This window comes from Pseudochrobactrum lubricantis (assembly GCF_041929865.1).
Classification (GTDB): Bacteria; Pseudomonadota; Alphaproteobacteria; order Rhizobiales; family Rhizobiaceae; genus Pseudochrobactrum; species Pseudochrobactrum saccharolyticum.
This window is the reverse complement of the sequence record NZ_JBHEEE010000001.1, coordinates 717,002-741,428: the sequence shown is the minus strand read 5'-3', so window position 1 is coordinate 741,428 and position 24,427 is coordinate 717,002. Positions and strand designations below refer to the sequence as shown.

The 24,427-nt window shown below is 51.9% G+C and carries 22 protein-coding genes and 1 pseudogene; 14 read left to right on the top strand and 9 right to left on the bottom strand.

Translation table 11 applies throughout. The annotated features are described in order from the left end of the window. Window positions 1–43: 43 nt before the first annotated feature. The 4 genes from JNC80_RS03170 to JNC80_RS03155 all read right to left on the bottom strand — a co-directional run bounded on the left by JNC80_RS03170 (window position 44) and on the right by JNC80_RS03155 (window position 3,754). Window positions 44–760, bottom strand: a complete 717-nt coding sequence (locus tag JNC80_RS03170; protein ID WP_376709489.1) for a CpaD family pilus assembly protein — start codon at window positions 758–760, stop codon at window positions 44–46. Window positions 761–773: 13 nt separating this feature from the next. Next, window positions 774–2,300: a type II and III secretion system protein family protein gene (locus JNC80_RS03165; RefSeq protein WP_376709488.1), complete on the bottom strand. Its 1,527-nt coding sequence runs from the start codon at window positions 2,298–2,300 to the stop codon at window positions 774–776. Then, the gene (cpaB, locus tag JNC80_RS03160) at window positions 2,300–3,109 is read right to left on the bottom strand and encodes a Flp pilus assembly protein CpaB (protein WP_376709486.1); all 810 of its coding nucleotides are present in this window, start codon (window positions 3,107–3,109) and stop codon (window positions 2,300–2,302) included. Before cpaB ends, JNC80_RS03165 begins: the two co-directional genes overlap by 1 nt. Window positions 3,110–3,256: 147 nt before the next feature. After that, entirely contained in the window at window positions 3,257–3,754 is a 498-nt protein-coding gene (locus JNC80_RS03155; protein ID WP_376709485.1) for an A24 family peptidase, read from the bottom strand. A gap of 205 nt (window positions 3,755–3,959) precedes the next feature. Between JNC80_RS03155 and JNC80_RS03150 the strand changes: the two genes are divergently transcribed. The 14 genes and pseudogenes from JNC80_RS03150 to JNC80_RS03085 all read left to right on the top strand — a co-directional run bounded on the left by JNC80_RS03150 (window position 3,960) and on the right by JNC80_RS03085 (window position 17,525). Next, entirely contained in the window at window positions 3,960–4,376 is a 417-nt protein-coding gene (locus JNC80_RS03150) for a pilus assembly protein N-terminal domain-containing protein (protein ID WP_022709198.1), read from the top strand. Window positions 4,377–4,429: 53 nt separating this feature from the next. After that, window positions 4,430–4,993 (top strand): TadE/TadG family type IV pilus assembly protein, encoded by a 564-nt coding sequence (locus tag JNC80_RS03145; RefSeq protein WP_376709484.1) that lies wholly within the window; start codon window positions 4,430–4,432, stop codon window positions 4,991–4,993. Then, window positions 4,990–5,625 carry a TadE/TadG family type IV pilus assembly protein gene (locus JNC80_RS03140; protein ID WP_022709196.1) on the top strand — a complete coding sequence of 212 codons (636 nt, stop codon included), beginning with the start codon at window positions 4,990–4,992 and terminating at the stop codon, window positions 5,623–5,625. Before JNC80_RS03145 ends, JNC80_RS03140 begins: the two co-directional genes overlap by 4 nt. Window positions 5,626–5,711: 86 nt before the next feature. After that, window positions 5,712–6,950, top strand: coding sequence for a phosphopentomutase (locus tag JNC80_RS03135; RefSeq protein ID WP_376709637.1), 1,239 nt, complete (start codon window positions 5,712–5,714; stop codon window positions 6,948–6,950). Next, window positions 6,943–7,830: a bifunctional DNA-formamidopyrimidine glycosylase/DNA-(apurinic or apyrimidinic site) lyase gene (mutM, locus tag JNC80_RS03130; RefSeq protein WP_376709483.1), complete on the top strand. Its 888-nt coding sequence runs from the start codon at window positions 6,943–6,945 to the stop codon at window positions 7,828–7,830. The genes JNC80_RS03135 and mutM overlap by 8 nt, the downstream gene beginning before the upstream one ends. Before the next feature lie 47 nt (window positions 7,831–7,877). After that, window positions 7,878–8,651: an enoyl-CoA hydratase gene (locus JNC80_RS03125; protein ID WP_376709482.1), complete on the top strand. Its 774-nt coding sequence runs from the start codon at window positions 7,878–7,880 to the stop codon at window positions 8,649–8,651. A 261-nt stretch (window positions 8,652–8,912) separates the two neighbouring features. After that, the gene (gene rpsT / locus JNC80_RS03120) at window positions 8,913–9,179 is read left to right on the top strand and encodes a 30S ribosomal protein S20 (protein ID WP_075654002.1); all 267 of its coding nucleotides are present in this window, start codon (window positions 8,913–8,915) and stop codon (window positions 9,177–9,179) included. Between the two features lie 1,183 nt (window positions 9,180–10,362). Beyond that, window positions 10,363–11,823, top strand: a pseudogene (dnaA, locus tag JNC80_RS03115) (chromosomal replication initiator protein DnaA); the annotation flags it as partial. A 246-nt stretch (window positions 11,824–12,069) separates the two neighbouring features. Then, on the top strand, window positions 12,070–13,188 hold the full coding sequence (gene dnaN / locus JNC80_RS03110; protein ID WP_022711632.1) for a DNA polymerase III subunit beta: 1,119 nt from the start codon (window positions 12,070–12,072) through the stop codon (window positions 13,186–13,188). 20 nt (window positions 13,189–13,208) lie between these two features. Further along, window positions 13,209–14,372 carry a DNA replication/repair protein RecF gene (recF, locus tag JNC80_RS03105; RefSeq protein WP_376709636.1) on the top strand — a complete coding sequence of 388 codons (1,164 nt, stop codon included), beginning with the start codon at window positions 13,209–13,211 and terminating at the stop codon, window positions 14,370–14,372. 91 nt (window positions 14,373–14,463) lie between these two features. Continuing rightward, on the top strand, window positions 14,464–15,240 hold the full coding sequence (locus JNC80_RS03100; protein ID WP_376709481.1) for a molybdopterin-synthase adenylyltransferase MoeB: 777 nt from the start codon (window positions 14,464–14,466) through the stop codon (window positions 15,238–15,240). Beyond that, on the top strand, window positions 15,237–15,728 hold the full coding sequence (locus JNC80_RS03095; RefSeq protein WP_376709480.1) for a GNAT family N-acetyltransferase: 492 nt from the start codon (window positions 15,237–15,239) through the stop codon (window positions 15,726–15,728). The genes JNC80_RS03100 and JNC80_RS03095 overlap by 4 nt, the downstream gene beginning before the upstream one ends. Before the next feature lie 109 nt (window positions 15,729–15,837). After that, window positions 15,838–17,097 carry an aconitase X gene (locus JNC80_RS03090; RefSeq protein ID WP_376709479.1) on the top strand — a complete coding sequence of 420 codons (1,260 nt, stop codon included), beginning with the start codon at window positions 15,838–15,840 and terminating at the stop codon, window positions 17,095–17,097. Continuing rightward, window positions 17,097–17,525, top strand: coding sequence for an aconitase X swivel domain-containing protein (locus tag JNC80_RS03085; RefSeq protein ID WP_376709478.1), 429 nt, complete (start codon window positions 17,097–17,099; stop codon window positions 17,523–17,525). The genes JNC80_RS03090 and JNC80_RS03085 overlap by 1 nt, the downstream gene beginning before the upstream one ends. Window positions 17,526–17,560: 35 nt before the next feature. Here the strand turns inward: JNC80_RS03085 and JNC80_RS03080 are convergent, their stop codons facing one another. The 5 genes from JNC80_RS03080 to JNC80_RS03060 are packed head-to-tail and all read right to left on the bottom strand — an operon-like array spanning window position 17,561 to window position 24,358. Then, a complete protein-coding gene (locus tag JNC80_RS03080) occupies window positions 17,561–18,529 on the bottom strand; it encodes a 2-hydroxyacid dehydrogenase (RefSeq protein WP_376709477.1) in 969 nt (322 codons plus the stop codon). Next, window positions 18,526–20,169, bottom strand: coding sequence for an ABC transporter ATP-binding protein (locus tag JNC80_RS03075; protein ID WP_376709476.1), 1,644 nt, complete (start codon window positions 20,167–20,169; stop codon window positions 18,526–18,528). Before JNC80_RS03075 ends, JNC80_RS03080 begins: the two co-directional genes overlap by 4 nt. Next, window positions 20,166–21,302 carry an ABC transporter permease gene (locus JNC80_RS03070; RefSeq protein ID WP_022711625.1) on the bottom strand — a complete coding sequence of 379 codons (1,137 nt, stop codon included), beginning with the start codon at window positions 21,300–21,302 and terminating at the stop codon, window positions 20,166–20,168. Before JNC80_RS03070 ends, JNC80_RS03075 begins: the two co-directional genes overlap by 4 nt. Then, window positions 21,302–22,396: a microcin C ABC transporter permease YejB gene (locus JNC80_RS03065; RefSeq protein ID WP_022711624.1), complete on the bottom strand. Its 1,095-nt coding sequence runs from the start codon at window positions 22,394–22,396 to the stop codon at window positions 21,302–21,304. The genes JNC80_RS03070 and JNC80_RS03065 overlap by 1 nt, the downstream gene beginning before the upstream one ends. 60 nt (window positions 22,397–22,456) lie before the next feature. Further along, on the bottom strand, window positions 22,457–24,358 hold the full coding sequence (locus JNC80_RS03060) for an extracellular solute-binding protein (protein WP_376709475.1): 1,902 nt from the start codon (window positions 24,356–24,358) through the stop codon (window positions 22,457–22,459). Window positions 24,359–24,427 lie beyond the last annotated feature (69 nt).

The following is a 24,427-nucleotide window of genomic DNA, read 5'->3' as shown; positions in this document are numbered from 1 at the left end:
GCCGGATGATGTTTTTGGATCCGGCGGCAGAAATTATGCGTCTTTAATACTGTGCTGTTAGACTGCGAGAATCCTGCCAAGCTCCTGTTGCGGTCGGTGACATAGCCTCATAGCCTTCGTCTCCGCTGATAATGCGGTCATTACGCGTACCTTTCAGCGGCGATGTGGCCCGAGGCCCGAGGAAATCAGCCGGATTTGCCACCTGAGCTGCCAGATTCGCCTGTGATGCACAGCCAAAATTCGCATAATGCTTGTTCTCAGCCGTACTCAGCATATCAGCAGGCCATCTTCCGCACGGACCTGTCCCTGCTGTCATCGCATAGTAGCTGATACGAACAGGCGCGGAGATTTGCGGATTATTCACCTGATAGCTCTGGGTTGCAATATTGCTGGCCAGAACACCGCCTTGCCTTAAGACTTTGGCAATATCCATACTGATCCGGTAGGCGGCAGACTGATTGGCACTGCCCTCAGGTAAAAGGATGAAAACCATGCCAGAACCTTGGCGACGATATCCGTCAACGGCATTCTGCACAATGCTGCGCTGTGTGATACTAAGTTTGCGATCATTCCGGCTAACAGGAATATCCGCTGTTTTTTCACGCTCCTGAATCGTGATCGGATGATTGGTACGGTAATCATCCGGCGTGGCGCCGACTGTTACATGATGTGTATTGGCACATCCTGCCAGCAGCAGAGTAACAAAAAGGCTGCTGCCAATGAGGGCTGAACGGGAGTGGGGGACGGTAATTCTTCTCATAATGCCTGCCCTCTTATTTGTAAATGAAGCCGACAACGCCGTTATAGCGGCCGTTTGGCAGGTTGGTTTTTGCAGAGCCATAAACACGATTGACCTTGCCCAATACAAAGCCGGCTGCATCACTTGGCGGAGCCAGATTATCATCAGGTCGAGCCAGTTCTGTTCTGGCTGTCGGGCGTACCAGATAAGGGGTAACAATTACGACCAGTTCGGATTCATTGCGTAAAAAATCACGACTGCGGAACAAAGCCCCGAGTACCGGAATCTTGGACAGGCCGGGCGTGCCGTTAATCGACTGACGGGTTTCATCGCGGATCAAACCACCAATCATCATGGAGCCGCCGGAAGGCATCTCAACCGTCGTATCGGCCACGCGTTTACGCAGAGAGAGAATGCTTGCACCGACACCGTCAGAATTTTGCGAGCCTGAACCTTCGGTTGTTGGTTCGGAAACGGATGTACGGACTTTCAGCGAGATACGTCCCGGTCCCAGAACAGTCGGCATGAATTCAAGACCGATACCATATTCAATCTTGGCAAGTTCGGCTGTGCGTTTGCCGTCATCATCGGTGGTGACGCTGTTGAGAACATTATATTCACCGCCAACTCTGAAAGCAGCTTTTTCACCGGAAATAGCTGTGAGTGTTGGTTCAGCCAGCGTTTTCATTGCGCCCGCTGTTTCCATAGCCTGCAGGTAGCCGCGGAAATTTTTGGTCTGTAACCCGAAACCTGTATTTGAGAGGGTCTGCCCAATTGCTCCGGAAAGACGATCCGACACACCGGTAAAGGTTACACCATTGCTGCTTGCGCTGCCCATCATATTAACGCCGAGCTGTTTCATCACAGAGCGGCTGACTTCAGCAACAGTTACTTTCAGTGTTACCTGATCTTCACCGGCAATGGTAATCAGATTGATGATTTTACTGGAGCGGCGGCGCTCCTGACCAAGTCCACTTGTGATCGTAATATTATTGCCGTCACCGGAGGATGTGGTGGAGGAGTCGTTATACTGACCTGTTGTTGCTTCACCACCTGAAACAAGTAATTCGGCAAGCTTTGCAGCCTGTGCTGCATCCTGTGGTGTTTGAACAGAACCGGTCAGAACAATATTGTCATTGATGAGTTCGATTTTAATATCAGAGCCCGGAATATATTTCCGCAATGAAGAAGACAGGCTGCTGACATCACGCTCGATTTTCAGGTCTAGACTGGCTATCTGTTCGCCGTCTTTGCCGAAGACAATAATATTGGTTTGTCCGACGGATTTACCGAACAGGTAAATGCGCCGCGCTGTACGAGTGACAGCATCAGCTGTTGCCGGATTGGCAACCAGAATATCATAGGCGTCTTGCGGCAGATCAACGACGATTGACTTTCCCAGTCCGAGATTGACCGGTTGTGAGCGACCTGCGCTGGAAATCTGAACGTCCTGTGCCTGCGCGGAATAGGAGCAGAGAACCGGCATAATCAGAGCTGTTGAGAGAAACAGGGTTTTCAACTGTGAACTGCCGCGAATTTTGGAAAAATATGGACGTGTCATTAGTTGATCCCGACTTCAGTAAGATTGCCAGATTTAATCATTTTGACCGGCCCGTTTTTAGAAGGTGACACAACAAGATAATCTGATGAGCTGGACGGTTCCGGTTTTGCATCGCGAACAGAACGTAATGTCAGGCTGATCCGGTCCGCCACTGATTGGGCAACAGCCATGATCTCAGCCTGTTCATGGGTAACTTCCAGAGTTGCGGTGCGGCCGATAATATCTTTTTTGCCTTCATCATCTTCTTTGATCGTCTGATCGATGGCCAGCACGCGAACATTTTCTAAAATGGTTTCCGTTAAGAATGGCATACTCTTATTGGCAGCATTCCGGTCCGCACGAGTGAGAATTACATCGACGCGATCACCGGGAAGAATGAAGCCACCGGCAGAACTTTCTGCAGCAATATTAGTCGCGATGGCACGCATACCTTGTGGCAGCAAAGAGGACATGAATTGTTCACCTTCGCCGATTAGTTTAACTTTGCGGATAGGTTCTCCGGCCAGAACCGGAAGGCGCAGGCTGGATTTTTGCATGACATCCAGTGCGTCCGGTTGTGAATCACGCGTTATGTAATCTGCGGTTATTGAAGCTGTAGGCCAGGATTGCCATTGTAGTTGACCGGATAATGACGATCCGACGGCCAGATTAGATGAAGCAGTCAGAACATCTTTCACTGGCAAAACCGGTGCGGGAGCACTGACCTCAATGACCTGCGGCGGGGCGTCTGTCATGGTCAAAGCAATATAGCCTGCGGCACCGGCGGCAAGCACGGCAACAGCCAGAATGATCAGGCGTGAAGTGTTCATTTGATATCCCCGCATTGAGCGTGTGATTTTGGCACATACTCTAAATGCAGCAAGAATCGTATAATTATGGTTAACGAACTATTATTATTGATTTTATTAAAACAGTTATTGCTGAATTGGTGGGGGTAAGATTTGTTATGCCGGTTTTCAGGCCCTAACCAAAGCAAGATCGGGATATATCCATAAACCGGCAATGGCCAAAGCTATACCATAGGGAATACCTTTTTTGGGGTCACTCAGACGGTAAAGAAAAGCGATATGTTCAATTTTACTTCTGTCGATAAGCTTGCGCATTAAGAGAATACATAGTGTTAAAATACCGCCTGTAATTGCGCTTATCAGTAAATAATCTGCAAGACTGACTGAAAATCCGGTCCAGAGAGCTGTGGCACTGATTAGTTTGGCATCTCCGCCACCCATGGCATTGATGAAAAACAAAGCAAAACAGATGGCGAGGGCAATAGCGCCCGCTGCAATGTGAAGAAAGACATCTTTTGTAGGAAGTCCGTAAAGCGGTGCCAGAACAAGAAATGCTGCGGCTAAAAACAGGCAGGCAATATTGTGTATCTTCATAAACAGAAGATCCGAAATTGCAGCATAAATCATAGTGCCGCAAAAAATCAGAGCAGTGAGAAAAGCGAGCATAAGCAGCCTGAGTTTTGCAAAGGAATTGTTGGATTATCATTCTGTTGATGCCAGAGATACTTTAAGCCTTTTACATTCGGGTTAATACTGCTGGATATTCGGGCATTTTGTTGAGAGCATACAGATCGCCGAAAATTGAAATATAGCTATTAATTGTTCTTTCATCCCTGTTGCGCATAGTGCGGTGAGCTACGGGGCATATTTTATGGCTGATATGAAGATGACAGATCTGAAAAAACTGATAGTTGCAGCTTTGCTGGGGGCAGGTGTCTTAACCTATCCGGCTGGGGCGACAGAAATTCAGGCAATACAGGTTCAGACAGATCAGGCGCATATTTTGCGACTGGATAAGCCTGTTAAGTCAGTCATTATTGGAAATGATGCTATTGCTGATGCCGTTATGCAGGATGCCAAAACCATTATTCTGACCGGACGTAATAATGGTGTCACCAATCTGGTTGTTATAGATCAGAGCGGGGATACATTACTGGATGAAAAAGTCATGGTTGGACAAAACGATCTGGCAACGACCCGTGTTTTCCGGGGCTCCAATATGATTGTATTGTCCTGCACGCCGATTTGTGAGCCGAAAGTTAAAGTTGTGGCTCCGCCAAGATCCTGATTATATTTCAGGTTTTCAATTTTCTGTCCTACTGCAGGAAAATTTAAGTGATCATGAGTAGCCGAGCTGAGAAAAACTTTGTCCGACATTTTGTAAAGTTCCTTCGCTCGTTCCGGCGGGATGAACGAGGCGTTACAGCGGTGGAGTTTGCGCTGGTCGCTTTTCCGTTTTTGTTTTTAATTTTTGCGATTATCGAACTTGGACTGAGTTTTACAGTGCAGCAAATGCTGGCTCATGCGACAGAAGATGTGAGCCGGCGATTTTATACAGGACAAGATACGAAAGAAAATACAACACCGGAAGTGGTGAAAGATCGTATTTGCCAGAAAATACAATTTATGCCTGTCGTTAATTGCAACAATCTTGATATCAATTTGGATAATTACAGTACTTTTTCGGCAGTTCCTGTTAAAAATCTTGTAACAAGTGAGGGGAAGCTTGGACTTCCGTCCCAGATTAATCTGGGCGGACCATCAACGATTAATCAGATTAATGTATTATATCGCTGGCCGGTTCTGACCAATATTTTTTATTATTTAAATCCGAAAGTAAAAAATGAAGACAGGGTACTGCCTCTTTTTACAACAGTGACCTGGCAGAATGAGCCGTTTTCATGATCGGATTTCATTTTAAAGCAAATGGAGCACGGTTGGCTTTAGCTGATAGCTTGCGAAAATTTGGTGCGAATAAGTTTGCACTTTTAAGAAAGTTTAGCAAAGACGAACGCGGTGTATCGGCCGTGGAGTTTGCGCTTCTTTTGCCGGTTCTGATTCTGATCTATGCAGGTGTGGCCGATGTTTCACGTGGTGTGGATGCAAACCGCAAAGTGAACCGGGTTTCCAGTGTTGTCGGAGATCTGGTGAGTCGACAGATCAGTGTGTTGCCAACACAACTTGATGATGTTTTTATTATCGGCTCGACGATTATGGTACCGTCTTTAACAGCACCGCAAATCAGGATTTCGTTTCTCAGAGTAGAAAAATTAAACAATAGTAATACATTGATTGTCCGACTGGACTGGTCACGGACAACATCCAAGTTCATTGAGAAAGGGACTGTAGCAGAACAGGAGGCAAGGCGCGTTTATCTGCCGGAAAAACTGCGCCAGGAGCCGATGAATTATATTCGTGTTGAGACGCAATATACTTACACTCCGTTGCTTTCTTTTCTTTTGCCGAACATCGACATGGAAGAAATCTATTTTGCCAGTCCGCGCTATTCAGATACTATTCCTTGTCCTCAGTGCTGATGATTTCCGTGCTTGACGCTTGAGGTGGTTTTCATGATATGCCTTTCATGAAATACTCAATGAAGCGGTCTGAAGGCATTATTCTCATGCGACGGGTTATCCTTATTGTCCTTGATTCTTTCGGCATTGGCGGCGCACCGGATGCGTCCGCCTTTGGCGATCAGGGAGCCAATACGCTGGGGACAGTTGCCCGCTTTTGTGCGGATAAACAGACATCATTACATATTCCGCATATGCTGGAACTGGGATTAGGGCAGGCAGCGCAGCTCGCGGATAGTCATTTTCCTGCCGTTTTTAATTCTGCCTTGCTGCCTCATGGCCTGTGGGGTGCTGCGAGTGAAGTCTCGAAAGGCAAGGATACACCTTCAGGCCATTGGGAAATTGCAGGTCTGCCGGTACCTTTTGACTGGGGGTATTTCCCGCATAGTATTCCGGCCTTTCCTGAGGACCTGACGGATACCATCATCCGTCAGGAAGGTTTGAGCGGAATATTGGGCAATTGCCATGCCTCGGGCACTGAAATTATTGCGCAATATGGTGAGGAGCACATCCGAACCGGAAAACCGATTTTCTATACATCGTCTGATTCCGTGTTGCAGGTAGCCGCCCATGAAACACATTTCGGTTTGCAGCGGCTTTATGATCTTTGCGCCGCTTTGCGCCTGCTGGTGGATCCGCTGAATATCGGCCGTGTCATTGCACGGCCATTTATCGGGGAAACGCAGGAGAGCTTTGAACGCACCGGCAACCGGCGCGATTTTGCCGTACCGCCGCCGCAGCCTACATTGCTGAATATTGTCGAAGCATCCGGACATGATGTTTATGCGGTCGGAAAAATCAGTGATATTTTTGCCGGGTCAGGCGTGACGCAATTGCGCAAAGCGCATGGCAATCAGGCCTTAGTTGATGCCACGCTGGAGGCAATGAATGAGGCCGGTGACGGCGATCTGATTTTCACCAATCTGGTGGATTTCGATATGCTCTACGGTCACAGGCGCGACATTGCCGGTTATGCCGCCGCACTTGAAGCCTTCGATAAGCGCCTGCCGGAAATTCTCGGCAAAATGCGCGAGGGTGATGTGCTAATTCTGACCGCAGATCATGGTTGTGATCCGGGCTGGCAGGGGAGTGACCATACCCGTGAATGTGTGCCTGTATTGATCGCCGGTGCGGGAAGCGGCACAATCGGTATGCGCAACAGTTTTGCGGATATTGGTAAATCTGTAGCCGCCTATCTGGGGTTGAAAAATGATCTTGCCGGTGAAGATTTTCTGACGGCTTATACCGACCGACAGTCAGAGCGCAGCGGAGAGAGTGATGCCTGAATTACCGGAGGTGGAAACGGTTCGTCGCGGTTTGCAACCGGTTATGGAAGGCGCAACTGTTGAAGGACTGGTTTTAAACCGTCCTGACCTGCGTTTTCCTTTTCCTGAAAAGCTGCGTGAGCGTCTGCAGGGGCAAAAAATTATCTCGCTGGGGCGGCGCGCCAAATATCTGCTGATCGAATTTGAAGACGGCGCCAGTCTGATCAGTCATCTGGGCATGTCCGGCTCGTACAGGATTGAACCTGATCTGCGTTTTTCATCCGGACACCGCTTGGCAGATGATTTTCATTATCCGCGTTCTAAGAATACAGCCCATGATCATGTGGTTTTTCATTTGCAGACAGAGAATTACGGGCAGCGTCAGGTGATCTATAATGATCCGCGTCGTTTCGGGTTTTTGCTGTTATGCGGTGCCGGAGAGCTGGAAACGCATCCGTCCCTGAAAGATCTTGGCATTGAGCCGACAGGCAACAGCCTGTCAGGCGCGGTGCTTGCAGATTTATTCCGCAACAAGAAAATCACTTTAAAAGCGGCACTGCTGGATCAGCGGTTGATTGCCGGTCTTGGCAATATTTATGTCTGCGAGGCTTTGTGGCGCTCCGGCCTTTCACCTTTGCGTGCTGCCGGAGATGTCGCGCAGGATCCGCAACTGGCAGAATCGCTGGCGACTTCTGTCCGCGAGGTGATTGCCGAAGCCATTGTGGCAGGCGGCTCCAGTCTGCGTGATCATCGTCAGGCTGATGGCACGCTGGGCTATTTCCAGCATAGTTTTGCGGTCTATGACCGCGAGGATGAGCCATGCCGGCGTTGTGGCGCAACGATACAGCGCATTGTGCAGAACGGACGCTCAACTTTCTTTTGCGCTGCCTGCAGCGCCTGATCTCTTTTCCGTTCATAAATAATCACTGCCTTGGGGGGAGTATCTTGATGGCCTATGAAACGATTCTTGCAGAAACACGCGGCAAAACCGGTCTGATCCGGCTCAACCGTCCGCAGGCGCTGAATGCACTGAACACACAGCTGATTACCGAACTGACAGATGCGCTGCAGGCATTCGACCGGGATGATGCGATTGGTGCGATTGTCCTGACCGGTTCCGAGAAGGCTTTTGCTGCCGGCGCCGATATTAAGGAAATGCAGAATCTCAGTTTTGCCGATGCCTACGGGCAGGATTTTTTGAGCGACTGGGAAGGGATCAATGCCATTCGTAAGCCGGTAATTGCTGCGGTCAGCAGCTATACGCTGGGCGGCGGCTGCGAACTGGCGATGATGTGTGATTTCATCATTGCTGCGGATAATGCCAAGTTCGGTCAGCCGGAAATTACGCTTGGAATCATTCCGGGTATGGGCGGCACCCAGCGTCTGGCGCGTTTTGTCGGTAAAGCCAAAGCTATGGATATGGTGCTGACCGGCCGGATGATGGATGCGGCTGAGGCTGAGCGTTGCGGACTGGTGTCACGCGTAGTAGCGCCGGAAGTGCTGCTGGATGAAGCGCTGAAAGCGGCAGAACGGATTGCTGCTTTCTCGCGGCTCTCAGTGATGATGGCAAAAGAATCGGTCAATCGTGCTTTTGAGACGACATTGCAGGAAGGGCTGAAATATGAGCGCCGTTCCTTCCATGCGCTTTTCGCTACAGAAGACCAGAAAGAAGGCATGTCGGCATTTGTCGATAAGCGCAGCCCGTCTTTCTTCAACCGCTGAGTCGTCTTATAGGGGCGCTCCGGCCGTAAAACCGCAGCGCCACCTGTCAGAAAACGTTCTGGAAACCATCTTTTACGGGTTTCAGCCCTTTGTGGAGAGAGAATCCAGATTGACGGCGCGGACAAGCTGATCTATAAGCGCGCAACAGTGAGACGGCTTTCGGGCTGTCCGGATAGATTTTTGCCCGGTGGCCTGCCCCTTCGATATGAATATCGATGCTGAAAAGCCCGCTGGAAAGCTGACAGAAAAAGAGAGGCATTTATGGCCAATACACCTTCGGCCAAGAAAGCGGTTCGTAAAATCGAAGCCCGCACCGAGGTCAACAAATCCCGTCGTTCCCGCGTGCGCACTTTCGTACGTAAGTTCGAAGATGCTGTAGCACTCGGTGATAAAGCTGCTGCACAGGCTGCTTTCAAGATTGCTGAGCCTGAACTGATGCGCGCTGCTTCTAAAGGCGTTGTTCATAAGAACACTGCTTCGCGTAAAGTATCGCGTCTGGCTGCACGTCTTAAAGGCATGACTGCCTGATTTCAGACTGTCTTTCAGTTTAAAAAACCCGGCCTCAGTGCCGGGTTTTTTTTGTGTCTGAATTTTATGTTTCTCCTGAATATTCAGAAGATCAGAATCGGGAGCAATATTAGAAGGAATCTCTAAAATATTGGGAGAATCTCTTTTTCTATATTTTTATATTTGCAATAAATTTTAAGCGCAGAACCCGTCTTTATGCACAGTTCTGAACTGAGTCTGGGGATTGCCTCGGAGGAGCCTGAGTCAAGTGAATTATTATTATTTTTTTTCGCTCCGGAGATTCCGGAAGGGTTAATAATTGCTCCGATAAAAAGATGTTGAATCCAAAGGTCTTATTAATTTCAGACCCTGTATCAGAATAGTTATGCGTACCGAAAGACAGATCAAATGATTAAAAAACCCTTAACGGCGGTCTTGCCCTAAGGCCAAAGATTTCGCTAATGTTAGCCGATCAGTGCTCTGGACCATTGGCCTAAAGGCTCTCGGCGTCCGGTTATAATTTCATGGCGTGCAAAGTGATCTGACGCAGAATTTCCCGTTCTGCGAAAGAGTATCTGTGTGTCTGCGAATGATCGGCACTGCGGGGGGAAATATCCTGAATGAGGATCCGACCTGCGGTTGCCGGAAAGAGTAAGGCCGTTCTGAAATGATGAGTAATGACATCATTTACCGGTCATTAACCCTAAAAAAGCTTTGCGCAGCTGCAGATGGAAACAGAGGTTGTTGAATGGTTCAATACGGGCAATCAGCATGGAGTGACCGGAATATGAGTCGTTCCTTGCGGGATACTCACCGGACAATCGGTAAAAGAGCCGGCGGAAAAAGAGCCGACGGAAAAAGGACCGGAGAAAGACACGCTGCAAAAGACCGGCAAGACTGAAGCGAATAGAATTTTATAACGAACAAAAAAATCAGAGCGGAAGCTGAGGGACAGTCCCGGCCAAACCGCTGAGTAACGAGCATCTGAACAGGATGCATCCGGTATGATGGAATGATCTGCCGCAACCAAAAAACTGAACACTATTGTGAGGCGAAAATGATTGCAAAGAATGAGGCTAAACTGGACGTGATGAGCGAAGCCGGTCAGCCAGTCCCGCCGATCAATCGCAGCCTGCAGGGTCAGTTTGATGCGGCGCCGGATTTTATGAGTGAGAAAGAGAATATGACTTTGACAACCGCTTCTCCGGATGAGGCCTTTGAACGACTGCTGAGCAAGCTGAAAGCACGCGTCGGCAGTGAAATATTCTCTTCGTGGTTTGGTCGTCTGAAGCTGGATGAAGTCTCCAAGAGTGTTGTACGTTTTTCGGTACCGACCGCATTTTTGCGCTCATGGATCAACAACCATTATGCTGAAATGCTGACCATGCTCTGGCAGGAAGAAAATCCGCAGATTCTGAAAGTTGAAGTTGTGGTGCGCGGCATGAGCCGTACCGCCCGTCCTGTGGCACCTGTTGCTGATATCGTGGCGGAAATCCCGCAGCTTGCTGCGCCGCAGCGCGAAAAGCCGGTCTTCCCTGTTGGCCAGAGCTTCTCGGCTGAAAAACGCACCAGTCAGGCAGAAGTGGCCGCTCAGAGCGCCGCTGCCGGTGCCGTACTCGGTTCTCCGCTCGATCCGCGCTATACTTTCGACAGCTTTGTTGACGGTGCTTCCAACCGTGTGGCACTTGCTGCTGCCCGCACCATTGCCGAAGCCGGTTCCAGCGCCGTACGCTTCAACCCGCTTTTCATCCACGCTTCCGTTGGTCTTGGTAAAACCCATCTTTTGCAGGCTATTGCCGCCAGTGCTTTGCAGCGTCAGGATAAGCCGCGCGTTGTCTATCTGACCGCTGAATATTTCATGTGGCGCTTTGCAACGGCAATCCGTGACAATAATGCGCTGTCTTTCAAAGAACAGCTGCGCGATATCGATCTTCTGATCATTGATGATATGCAGTTCCTGCAGGGTAAATCCATCCAGCACGAATTCTGTCATCTGATCAACACGCTGCTCGACAGCGCCAAGCAGGTTGTTGTGGCCGCAGACCGCGCCCCTTCCGAGCTGGAATCGCTGGATGTGCGCGTGCGCTCCCGTCTGCAGGGCGGTGTAGCCTTGGAAATGGCCGCACCGGATTATGAAATGCGCGTGGAAATGCTGAAGCGCCGCCTGAGCGCTGCGCAGGCAGAAGAACGCAATATTGATATTGCTGACGATATTCTGGCCCATGTGGCACGCACCGTGACCGGCTCCGGCCGTGAACTGGAAGGCGCGTTCAACCAGCTGTTGTTCCGTCAGTCCTTTGAACCGAACCTGTCGATCGACCGCGTTGATGAGTTGCTAGGGCATCTGACCCGTGCCGGTGAGCCAAAGCGCATCCGTATTGAGGAAATTCAGCGCATTGTTGCCCGTCATTACAATGTGTCGAAGCAGGATCTGCTGTCCAACCGCCGTACCCGCACCATCGTGAAGCCGCGTCAGGTTGCGATGTATCTGGCGAAAATGCTGACTCCGCGCTCATTGCCGGAAATCGGCCGTCGTTTTGGCGGACGCGATCACACCACAGTTCTGCATGCTGTCCGCAAGATCGAAGATCTGGTCGGTGCTGATCTTAAACTGGCGCAGGAGCTGGAACTGCTGAAGCGCCTGATCAACGAACAATCCGCATAAGCTGTCACAGATACCGATGATTCTGTATCGCGGCTCTGGTCGCGATACAGTTCATAGGCGGAATATCGGGGCAAAGAGCGGGTTCATCAGTCATTATGCAGAAGAAATCGCTGCTGTGCTGTTCTGCGGACTTGCAAAGCCCCCTGAAATTCTGGCAGTTTAGCCGTCCAAGAGGCGCCTGTCGCGCCGTGATCTCCGGTGCAGCTCTGTTTGTTGCCGGACAGATGTTAGCGAGTTCTGTACATCATGCGCGTAACTATTGAACGTTCAAATCTTCTGAAATCTCTCAACCATGTGCATCGCGTGGTTGAACGCCGGAATACGATTCCGATTCTCTCCAATGTGCTGTTGCAGGGAGAAGACGGCGTGCTGAAGCTCAAGGCTACTGACCTTGATCTGGAAGTAACCGAATCGACCGAAGCGGCAATTGATACGGCAGGAGCCACAACAGTTCCGGCACATCTGCTTTATGACATCGTGCGCAAGCTTCCGGACGGTGCTGAAGTGATGCTGGCCAATAATGAAGACGGCACAGCCATGTCGGTCGTATCCGGCCGCTCGTCCTTTCGTCTGCAGTGCCTGCCGCAGTCCGATTTCCCTGAACTGACAGCGGGCAGTTTCACCCATACATTCCGTATGGATGCGAGCGCGCTGAAACGCCTGATCGACCGCACCAATTTTGCGATCTCGACGGAAGAAACCCGCTATTACCTCAATGGTATTCACCTCTATGCCGGTGAAGATGACGGCCGTTTGGAACTGCGTGCAGTGGCGACCGATGGTCACCGTCTGGCACGCGCAGCGATGGAAGCGCCAAGCGGTGCTGAAGGCATGCCTGCGATCATCATTCCGCGCAAAACCGTTGCGGAATTGCAGAAACTGGTTGATGCACCGGATATGCAGGTGACGATTGAAGTCTCGGATGTGAAAATCCGTTTCACAGTCGGCACAGTCGTTCTGACCTCGAAACTGATCGACGGCACATTCCCTGAATATAAGCGGGTGATTCCGGCCGGTAATGACCGCAAGCTGGTGATTGACCGCCAGAGCTTTGCCGCTTCTGTTGACCGCGTATCGACCATTTCCAATGAGAAAGGCCGTGCGGTTAAGCTCAGCATTTCCGATGGTCTTCTGACGCTGACCGTGAACAATCCTGATTCCGGTTCCGCAACCGATGAAGTCCCGGCAGGTTATGACAGTGAACCGATGGAAATCGGCTTCAACTCGAAATATCTGCTCGATATCACATCGCAGCTTTCCGGCAAGGAAGCGGTATTCATGCTGGCTGATGCCGGTTCACCAATGCTGGTGCGCGATGAGGGCGATGAACATCTGATCTATGTTCTGATGCCGATGCGTGTATAAGTGCACGGGTGAGCACGAATATAAACATTGATGCACAAATTTCAGGTCGCAGCGAACGGGTGAGTTTCCGTCGTCTGCGGCTTGCGCATTTTCGCAATTATGAGAGCCTGTCGCTGCCGCTGAGCGGCGGCCATGTAGTGCTCACCGGTGAAAATGGTGCAGGTAAAACCAATCTTCTGGAAGCGGTTTCCTTTCTGTCGCCGGGTCGCGGCATGCGTCGTGCTGCCTATGCTGATGTCAGCCGCAGCGGAGCGCCTGATGGTTTTGCCATTCATGCGCTGCTGGAGTCGGCAAGCTATGGCGAGGTTGAAATCGGCACCGGTTTAGCTGGTACCAATGGCGAGGCAGGGCGCAAGGTGCGGATTAATGGCGCGCCAGCCAGTGCCGATCAGTTGCTCGATTATTCCCGTATCATCTGGCTCATTCCGGCTATGGACGGGCTGTTTACGGGTTCCGCCGGTGACCGCCGTCGTTTTCTCGACCGTATGGTGCTGGCGATTGATGTCAGCCACGGCAAGCGCGTGCTGGATTATGAGAAAGCTATGCGCAGCCGCAACCGGCTGATTTCGGATTACAACAGCGATGCCCAATGGCTGGATGCGATTGAAGCGCAAATGGCTGAGCTTGGTACGGCCATTGCCGCGGCACGTGCCGAGCTGATGAGCCTGATTGCCGCGATGATTGAGCAGACGCCGGATGACAGTCCGTTCCCGAAAGTGGATTGCTTTCTGGAAGGCGAGCTGGAAGGGCGTATCCGTCTTGAGGCGGCGCTGGATCTGGAAGAGAATTTCCGTCGCACTTTGCGCGATATGCGTGGCCGTGACCGCGCGGCAGGGCGCACGCTGGACGGGCCGCACCGCACGGATATGGTCGTGCATCACCGGCCTAAAGGCATGCAGGCGGCTTTGTGCTCTACAGGCGAGCAGAAGGCGCTGCTGATCGGTCTGGTGCTTGCCCATGCAAGGCTGACGGCCAATCTTGCCAATATGACGCCAGTGCTGCTGCTCGATGAAATTGCCGCTCATCTCGACGAGGGCAGACGTGCCGCCTTGTTCGATATTATTGACGATCTGGGTGCACAGGCTTTTATGACCGGCACGGATCGTGCGCTATTTCGTGACCTCAAGGGCGAAGCGCAATTTTTCAATGTCAGCGGGGCAAACCTGACAGCTTATGATATTTGAACCGCTAGGGTTTCTGCAGCTCTTTTTATTTTACGCGTATCTTATCCGAAAACCGCTTCACACTTTTCAGGATACGCTCTAAACTTTCTCTATGAACACACAGGCTGAACCCTTTAGCGGATTAGAAATCGAGCGTTATGCGCGCCATATTATCCTGCCGGAAATTGGCGGGGCAGGGCAGCAGAAGCTTAAAAATGCGCGGGTTCTGGTGATCGGTGCAGGCGGGCTTGGCAGTCCGGCACTGCTTTATCTCGCCGCTGCGGGTGTCGGCCATCTTGGCATTGTCGATGATGATATGGTCACGCTGTCGAATTTGCAGCGTCAGGTGGTGCATCACACCGACAGTATCGGCGAGAATAAAACCGACAGTGCTGCGGCCACCATTCACCGCATTAATCCGCATATTGAAATTGCCTGTCATACATTGCGGCTCACACCGGAGAATGTGACGGAGCTGTTTTCGGCCTATGATATTATCGTTGACGGTTCGGATAATTTCAGCACCCGCTATCTGGTGGCCGATCATGCGGCTTTGCTGGAAAAAGCGCTGGTCACCGCAGCCATGGGGCGGTTTGACGGCTCGCTGACGGTGCTGAAACCCTATGAGAGTGATTCTGAGGGCAATCCACTGCCGCATTACCGTGATCTGTTTCCTGAACCGCCGCCGGAAGGATTGATTCCCTCCTGCGCAGAAGCAGGCGTGATCGGCGCTTTACCAGCGATTCTCGGCTCTCTGCAGGCGATGGAAGTGATTAAACTGATTACCGGCATAGGTGAGCCTTTGCTGGGACGCTTGTTGCTTTATGATTCTCTATCGGCGCGGTTTGAGACCATGCGCTATAAACGGCGGAAGGCAGCAGACCAATGAGCGAGCAGAACCGGTCCTGTCAGGTTTTTACAATCACACCTGATTATGACGGGTTCGACGCTCTGTTGCTGCTCATTCAGGATGCCTTTGCCACGATGGACGGTGTGATTGATCCGCCGAGTTCTGCCGGATTACTGAATGCAGCGATTCTGCGCGGCAAAGCAGGCACAGAAACAGCCTATGGGGTGCTGAGCGACGGACAATTGGCCGGATGCGTGTTTCTGGCGGATAAAGGCGATCATCTTTATTTAGGCAAACTGGCTGTTGCCGCTCCGTTTCGCGGGCTTGGTATTGCACGTCGTCTGGTGGAACAGGCTGAAAAACTGGGACGTGAGCGCGGCATGTCGCATGTTGACCTGCAAGTACGTGTCGAACTGACTGACAATCAAAAACTATTCAAAAAACTGGGCTTTGCAGTCATTGCTGAAACCATGCATCCGGGCTTTACCCGCGTGACATCGCTGACAATGCGTAAAGGTCTGCTCTAGAGCGGTTCCGTTTACGATTGAATTATTGGAACCGCTCTATCTATTTGTTTTACGCGTATCTTATCCGAAAACCGCTTCACACTTTTCGGGATACGCTCAGGAGGAACCTATGGTGTTGTCACTGAGCGCGGAGGAGCGTGCCATTATCAACGGGCGGGATGGTGCAGGCGCGGCAATGGCCATGCGCATTGTTGCCAGAACTGCCGAACTGATGGGCGCGCCGAGGCTGATCCCTATCGCTTCCGCACATATTGACGGTGCGCTCTATCATGGTGACAGCGGTACCTACTTTGCAGAGAAGCTGGTGGAGGGGCAGGCGAAGGTGCGCGTTCGCTCGACGCTGAATGTCGGTTCACTGGATCTGACCGGTTGCTCCGGCAATCGTTTGCCGCTCCATGAGGCGGCTATGGCAAAGCGCATGATGCAGGCCTATCTCAAACTTGGTTGCGAACCGTCATGGACCTGCGCACCCTATCAGGCAGGGCACCGGCCGCAAACGGGAGCGGATGTGGCATGGGGCGAATCGAATGCCGTGGTGTTTTGCAATTCGGTTCTGGGCGCGCGTACGAATCGCTACGGCGATTATCTCGATATTGCCTGTGCTATTGCCGGTCGCGCACCGGATTACGGATTACACAGACCAGAGAATCGCCGTGCCACGGTGGTGGTTGATCTGAGCGCTCTTGATTCTGCACTCTTAAGTCAGGCGGTGGCATGGCCGGTGCTAGGCAATCTTTACGGGCGGTTGATTGGTGATTCTATCGGCGTGGTGACAGGTGTTGCACCGGAACTGCTGACAGAGGATGATCTGAAGGCTTTTGGCGCGGCGTCTGCCTCATCCGGTGCTGTCGGGCTTTTTCATATTGCAGGGCGCACACCGGAGGCACCGGATGCCGAAACGGCACTACAAGGCCATGCGCCGCTGGAAATTATCCGTGTAACACCACAAATGCTGCGGGAGGCGCGCAAAGCTCTGTCCACGATTGATGCAGACAGAATCGATGCGGTGGCAATCGGCAGTCCGCATTTATCGCTCGAAGAGTTTGGTCTTCTTGAAACGGCAATTTCAGACCGGCGTCTCACTGTGCCGCTTTATGCTTGTACAGGGCGGCATGTGCTGCGTGAGCTGGACAAGAATCAGCGCCGGCAAAGACTGGAACAGGCCGGCGTGATTGTGGTGGCTGACACTTGTGTGGTTGTCACCCCGATTCTGCCGGAGAAAGACAATGCGGTGCTGATGACAAATTCCGGAAAATTCGCCCATTATGCACCGGGCAATACCGGTTATGGCGTTGTCTATGGTTCTTTGCAGGAATGTGTTGAAAGCGCTATCACCGGCCGTGTCCGGTTTACTGAGGAAGCATGGTGATGGAGGCGCTTTTACAAGACAGATTTCAGGCTAAAATACTGGTCGCAGGCGCAGCGGTGGAAGCACCCGCTTTTGCGCTGACAGCGCCGATCAGTTTTTGGGGTGGGGTTGATCCGCAAACCGGCCTGATCGCCAATGTGCGCCATCCGCAATATGGCCAGTCCGTCTCAGGCAAGGTTCTGTGCCTGCCTGCAACTGTCGGGTCTTCTTCGGCTGCTGCTGTGCTGCTGGAACTGGTGCACAGTAACCGCGCACCGGCAGCGATTCTCTTGCATGAACCGGATGCGATTCTGTTGCTGGGTCTGATTGTTGCGGAAGAAATGGGACTGACATTCCCGCCTGCCTGTCAGTTGGATCGCGAAACTTATGCGCTGTTAGATCAACACCTGCTCCATATCAGCGAGCAAGGAACGATCCGCATTCTATAAGAAAAGAGCCGGAATTTCCGGCTCTTTTTATGTTCTTAATATTGTTTCTCACGGTCAACGAGATTGATCAGCGTGCCGTCGCGCTCATAATCGCGGATCATGCGAATAATCTCCGGCACCAGAGCATTGGCCGAAGAACTGGCCGCCGCATGGGGGGTGATCGTGATTTTCGGATTGCCCCAGAGCGGGCTGTTTTCAGGCAGCGGCTCGGTTTCAAATACGTCAAGCGAGGCAGCTGAAAGCAGACCGCGTTCAAGCGCTGCCTGAATATCGGCTTCATTCTGCAAACCGCCACGCCCTGCATTGATCAGAATGGGCGCGCCAAGCGGACCGTCCTCTTTCATGCGGCCAAAGACTGACATTGACAGAATACCTTTGGTATCCGGTGTCAGCGGCAGCAGGCAGACGAGAATATCAACCTGTTTGAGGAATTCGGACAATCCGTCTTTACCGTGATAGGTGGTCACACCGGCAACATCCTGCGGGCGGCGACTCCAGCCGCTGACATTGAAACCAAGATGTTTCAGCTTGTCGGCAGCATCACGTCCTAAAACGCCTAAGCCCATGATCCCGACATTGACCTCATTGGCCGCAGGCTGGCGGCGGTCTTCACGCCAGATTTTTTTGAGCTGCTGGGCGCGATATTGAGGGCCGAGGCGATGGTGATCCAGCACCTGCCAAACCACATATTCGGTCATGCGCATGGTCAGATCAGGCGAAACAGTACGCACGATCGGCAGATCCGGCACCTGATCATCATGGAACACATGATCCACACCGGCACCGAGCGAGAAGATGACTTTCAGATTGGGCAGATTGGCAAGCGAACCGCGTTTCTGTTTCCACACCAGTGCATAATCAATGGATGCTTCTTCACCGGCTTTGACCTCGGTAACGATTTCACGCTCCGGCGCAGCTTTGGCAAAGGCTTTGATCCAGATTTCCGGATCCCAGCCGGTCGCTGCAAAATAGATTTTACCCGTGTTTTTTACTGCTGCATTCATTGATTTACCACTCCCTTTTCAGCCGTCTCCAAACGGAAGGCTGCTGCCATCAATGCGCGGGTGTAATCGGTTTTCGGCGCTCCGAAGATTTCCTCCGCCGGACCATATTCCACCGCTTTGCCATTGCGCATCACCAGCACATGATTGGCAAGGGCTTTGACCACGCGCAAGTCGTGACTGATGAAAAGATAGCTTAATTCATGTTTTTTCTGCAAATTGCGCAGCAATTCGACAACCTGTGCCTGCACACTCATATCGAGGGCCGAAGTCGGCTCATCCAGCATCACAAAACGCGGATTGAGCACCATGGCACGGGCAATGGCGATGCGCTGGCGCTGACCGCCGGAAAACTCATGCGGATAGCGGAAACGGCTTTCCGGATCGAGATTAACCTCATGCAAAGCGGCAACGACTTTATCATCGCGCTCGTCGGCCGAGAGTTTCGGTTCATGCACCTGCAATCCCTCGGCGATAATCTCCGCAACCGACATGCGCGGGCTGAGAGAGCCGAACGGATCCTGAAACACAATCTGCATTTCACGGCGCAGCGGGCGCATATCCTTGAAGGAAAACCGGTCGATATTTTTGTCACCAAAGCGGATTTCGCCTTTGGAGGAAATCATGCGTGATAGCGCTAAGCCAAGGGTGGTTTTGCCGGAACCGGATTCACCAACCACACCCAGTGTCTGACCCGCACGCAGTTCCACATTGATACCGTCAACGGCCTTCACATAATCGACTGTCTTGCGCAGAAAGCCTTTTTTGATCGGAAACCAGACTTTGATATCTTCGCCGCTCATGACCAGCGGTGCATTTTCTTCCGCAGGCAGCGGTGCGCCTTTCGGCTCGGCAATCAGCAAATGCTTGGTATAATCATGCTGCGGATTGGTGAAAATATCTTCTGTCTTGCCGCTTTCTACGATTTTACCGTGATGCATGACGCAAACGCGGTCGGCAATCTTACGCACCACACCCAGATCATGGGTGATGAACAGCATCGACATATCCTGTGATTGCTTTAACTCGGCCAGCAATTGTAGAATCTGCGCCTGCACTGTCACATCGAGCGCAGTGGTCGGCTCATCGGCAATCAGCAGTTTCGGCTTATTGGCGAGCGCCATAGCGATCATCACGCGCTGGCGCTGCCCGCCGGAGAGCTGATGCGGATAGGATTGCAGGCGCTTTTCCGGTTCGCGGATGCCGACTTCATTGAGCAGTTCTAGTGTCCGTGCGCGCGCCTGTTTTTCGCCCATGCCCTGATGCAGACGCAAGATCTCACTGATCTGACGTTCAACCACATGCAGCGGATTGAGTGAGGTCATAGGCTCCTGAAAGATCATGGCAATGTCATTGCCGCGAACACCGCGCAGTTTGTTTTCCGGCATGGTCAGCATGTCTTGCCCCTCAAAGAGGATCTGACCGGACGGATGGCTGGCGGAAGGATAGGGCAGCAGTTTCAGCACCGACAAAGCGGAGATAGATTTGCCCGAGCCGGATTCCCCCACCAGAGCGACGGTTTCGCCTTTGTGAATGTCGAAGGAAATATGATCGACAGCAACCCTGTCCTGACCATCCTGATGAAAGGCAATCGACAGATCGCGGACACTCAGCAGCACTTCGGCTTTTTCATGGGAACTCATTTAAAAGCCTTTCGCGGATCAAAGGCATCACGCACTGCTTCACCGACAAAGATCAGCAGCGACAGCATCAGCGAGATAACCACAAAGCCGGTTATACCAAGCCATGGTGCCTGAAGATTATTCTTACCCTGTGCCAGCATTTCACCAAGCGACGCCGAGCCCGGCGGCAGACCAAAGCCGAGGAAGTCGAGCGAGGTCAGCGTGGTGATCGAGCCGTTGAGAATAAACGGCAGGAAGGTCAGGGTTGCAACCATCGCATTGGGCAGCAAATGCCGCCACATGATGGTGCGGTTATTGACGCCCAGCGAACGTGCCGCATTCACATATTCAAAGTTACGGGCGCGCAGGAATTCTGCACGGACAACGCCGACAAAGGCGACCCATGAGAACAGCAGCATAATAAACAGCAGTACCCAGAAGCCCGGCGGCAGAATGGCAGCGATGATCAGCAGCAGATAGAGCACCGGTATCGACGACCAGATTTCGATGAAGCGCTGGAAAATAAGATCAACCCAGCCGCCGAAATAGCCCTGTACCGCACCGGCTGTTACACCGATCACACCGGAAAAGGCAGTAAGGATGAGGCCAAACAGCACGGAAATACGGAAACCGTAGAGTGCACGGGCAAACACATCGCGCGCCTGATCGTCGGTACCGAGCCAGTTCATATTGCCGATGGTGCAGTTCGGATCATTCACGCCTTCCGCATAGCGGGCGCAGCGCTGTTCTTTCGACATCAGCCAGAACGGTTTGGACGGTGCGGCTTCCGGAATTTCATTATTCACGGTGCGGTAGGAATAGCGCACCGGCGGCCAGATTGCCCAGCCGTTCTGGTTAATCTCGTCCTGAATGACCGGATCGCGGTAATCGGTGACCGCATAGAAACCGCCGAATTTCTCTTCCGGATAATCGACCAGCACCGGCATCAGAATTTCGCCTTTGTAGGAAACCAGTATCGGTTTGTCATTGGCGATAAATTCAGCAAAGAGCGAGGTCACAAACAGAAACAGGAAAATCCACAGTGACCACCAGCCGCGCCGGTTGGCCTTGAAATTGCGCCAGCGCCGCTGGTTGAGCGGCGACAGAAACGGGCGTTTCACACGTGCAGGAGGGGTAGCCGTGACAGCACTCATCACACATCCCTCCGGTCAAAATCAATACGCGGATCAATCCATGTATAAGTGAGATCGGAGAGCAGACCGACCAGCAGGCCGATCAGCGAGAAGATGAACAGATTGGCAAAGACCACAGGATAATCACGGTTGAGAACGGACTGATAGCCAAGCAGGCCGAGACCGTCGAGCGAGAAGATGGTTTCAATCAACAGTGAGCCGGTGAAGAAGGCGGTGATGAACGCACCGGGAAAACCGGCAATCACAATCAGCATCGCATTACGGAACACATGACCGTACAACACCTGCCGTTCTGTCAGGCCTTTGGCGCGGGCAGTGGTGACATATTGTTTGCGGATTTCTTCCAGAAATGAGTTTTTGGTGAGCAGGGTGGTTGTCGCAAAGGCCGACAGCACCAGCGCCAGCACCGGCAGCGCCATATGCCAGATATAGTCTGTGATTTTGCCCCACAGGCTCATCTGGTCGAAATCCGGCGAAGTCAGGCCGCGCAGCGGGAACCAGTCGAAGAATGAGCCGCCCGCAAACAGCACGATCAGCATGATGGCGAAAAGAAAACTCGGAATTGCATAGCCGACAATAATCACCGCGCTGGTCCAGACGTCAAAACGTGAACCGTCGCGCACAGCTTTGAGAATCCCGAGCGGAATAGAGATCATATAGGAAATCAGGGTAAGCCACAGGCCGAGTGAAATCGAAACCGGCAGCTTTTCCTTGATCAGATCAATCACTTCAATATCTCGGAAATAGGAATGGCCGAAGTCAAAACGTGCATAGTTCCACAGCATCAGACCGAAGCGTTCCAGCGGCGGCTTATCAAAGCCGAACTGCTTTTCCAGACTGGCGATAAATTCAGGATCAAGCCCCTGCGCACCGCGATATTTCGAGGAGCTGCCGCTGTCCATTGATATTGCGCCTGCATCAGCGCCTCCGCCTGAAAGCCTGTCCATGGCATCGCCGCCTTGTCCCTGCAATTGCGCAATCACACGCTCTACGGGGCCGCCGGGGGCAAACTGGATGACGGCAAAAGAAATGGCCATGATGCCGAAAATGGTTGGAATCATGAGCAGCAGGCGTCGGAGAATATAAGCGCCCATCAGATGAATAATCCTGTTTGTTTCTTATTGTGTTTTGTGAATTTAGCGCAAAGAACTGAATTATGTTTTACCAAGCTGTCCGGCTTTCGCTTTATCATACCACCAGTAAAATTCCGGATAGCCGCCATAGGGAGGCGATTCTGTCATACCAAATTTGTCCCAATAGGCGATCAGTTTTCCGCCTGCTGACCAGCAGGGGATCCAGTCTCTGCGGTAACGTAACAACCGGTCGAGAATAAGGACAGCGGCGGTCAGGTCTTTGCGATTATCCGCCTGTGCCACATCATCCAGCAATGCATCAATCAAAGGGCTGCTGGTGCCGGTATGATTTTGTGAACCCGGCATGTTGACGCTCTCTGAGCCATACATGACAGCGAGTGTGGCTCTGTCCAAAGTCGGCGATGTGCTGAAGGCAAGCCCCATCATATCATAATCAAAATCCAGCAGACGCTTCTGATAAGTCGCCGCTTCTGCCATGCGCACTGTCGCATTGATCCCGATGGCCTGAAGGTTCTTAATCATCGGATTATAGACGCGGTTAAATCCGTCGGAATCGTTGAGAATTTCCAGCGTGAAAATCTGACCGTCAGTACCAACCAGCCACTGGCCTTTGCGTTGATATCCCGCTTCTTTCAGCAAGTCTGCCGCGCGGCGCAAGTGTTCACGATTGCGACCGCTGCCGTCCGTTACCGGCATTGTCACCGGATCACCGAGTAAAGCAGTGCGGGTTTCCTCATCAATCAGTGCAGCATGGCGGGTAATAACTGCCTGTTCAGCGGCGGAGGCTTTGCCCTTGGCTTCAAAGTCAGAATTGCTGAAATTGGATTGCTGGCGCTGATACAGATTGCTGAACAGGTTTCTGTTGCTCCATTCGAAGTCAAAGCACAGTCCTATCGCCTCGCGCACCCGCTTGTCACGAAAACGCTCGCGGCGCTGGTTGAGCGCCCAGCTTTGCATGGACGGAAATTTCCATGCAGGAAAGCGTTTCTTGATGACTTTGCCGGTTTCTACCGCGCTGAAATTATAATCATTGGTCCATGATTTGGAGACGCTTTCTGCACGCCAGTCCAGAATACCTTTTTTGAAAGCCTCAAATGCCGGTTGTCTGTCGCGGAAAAACTCGATGCGGATACGGTCAAAATTATTGCGCCCGATATTCACATTGAGATCTTTAGCCCAATAATCTTCATTGCGCTGATATTCGATAAATTGTCCGGCAGAGAATGCGCCGACTTTATAGGCACCGGAACCGAGCGGAATAGTCAGGCTGTTTCCGTCAAAACTATGCTCTGTGTAGTAGGTTTTGGAAAGCACGGGCAGCAATACCATGCTGGTGATGAGACGGCGGTTTTGGGCTGCTGTTTCACCTTTGAGAGTCAGCTTCAGGCGATAGTCATCCTCGGCAACCGCGCTTTCCATTTTTGCAAGCAGCAGGCGGAGCGCTGGATGACCTTTTTCTTTCAGCAGATCATAGCTGAAAGCGGCATCATGCGCGGTGAGTGGTGTGTTATCGTGAAAACGCGCCTGTTCGCGCAGTTTGAACAGATAGCTTTTACCGTCATCGCTGGCAGTCACGCTTTCTGCGATCAGACCGTAAACCGCATCGGGTTCGTCCAGTGCACGGGTCATCAATGTATCGAAACAGATTTCCATCCGTGGCGGCGCATCACCCAAAGCGGAAAATGTATTGAGCGTGTTGAAAGTGTTCGGAGCCTGATTCAGCGTCCATTCATTGACGGAGAAATTAAAGCTTCCGCCTTTGGGTGCCTGCGGATTGATATAATCAAAATGGCTGAAACCGGCAGGGTATTTCAGATCATCAAACACGGCCAGCCCGTGACTGGCTGTGTTTTTGTTTTCCTGCGCTCTGAGCTGAAAGGGGAGAGCGGAGCTCAGTGCCGCTGCCCCGCTTAACACAAGAATCTGCCGCCGATTCATAAGGCTTTTATGATGCTCTGCCATGATTTTTCTCCCGCTTTGCAGCTGTGATCCGGTCTTGTATCGGGCATAAAATTATACACCAAAATACAG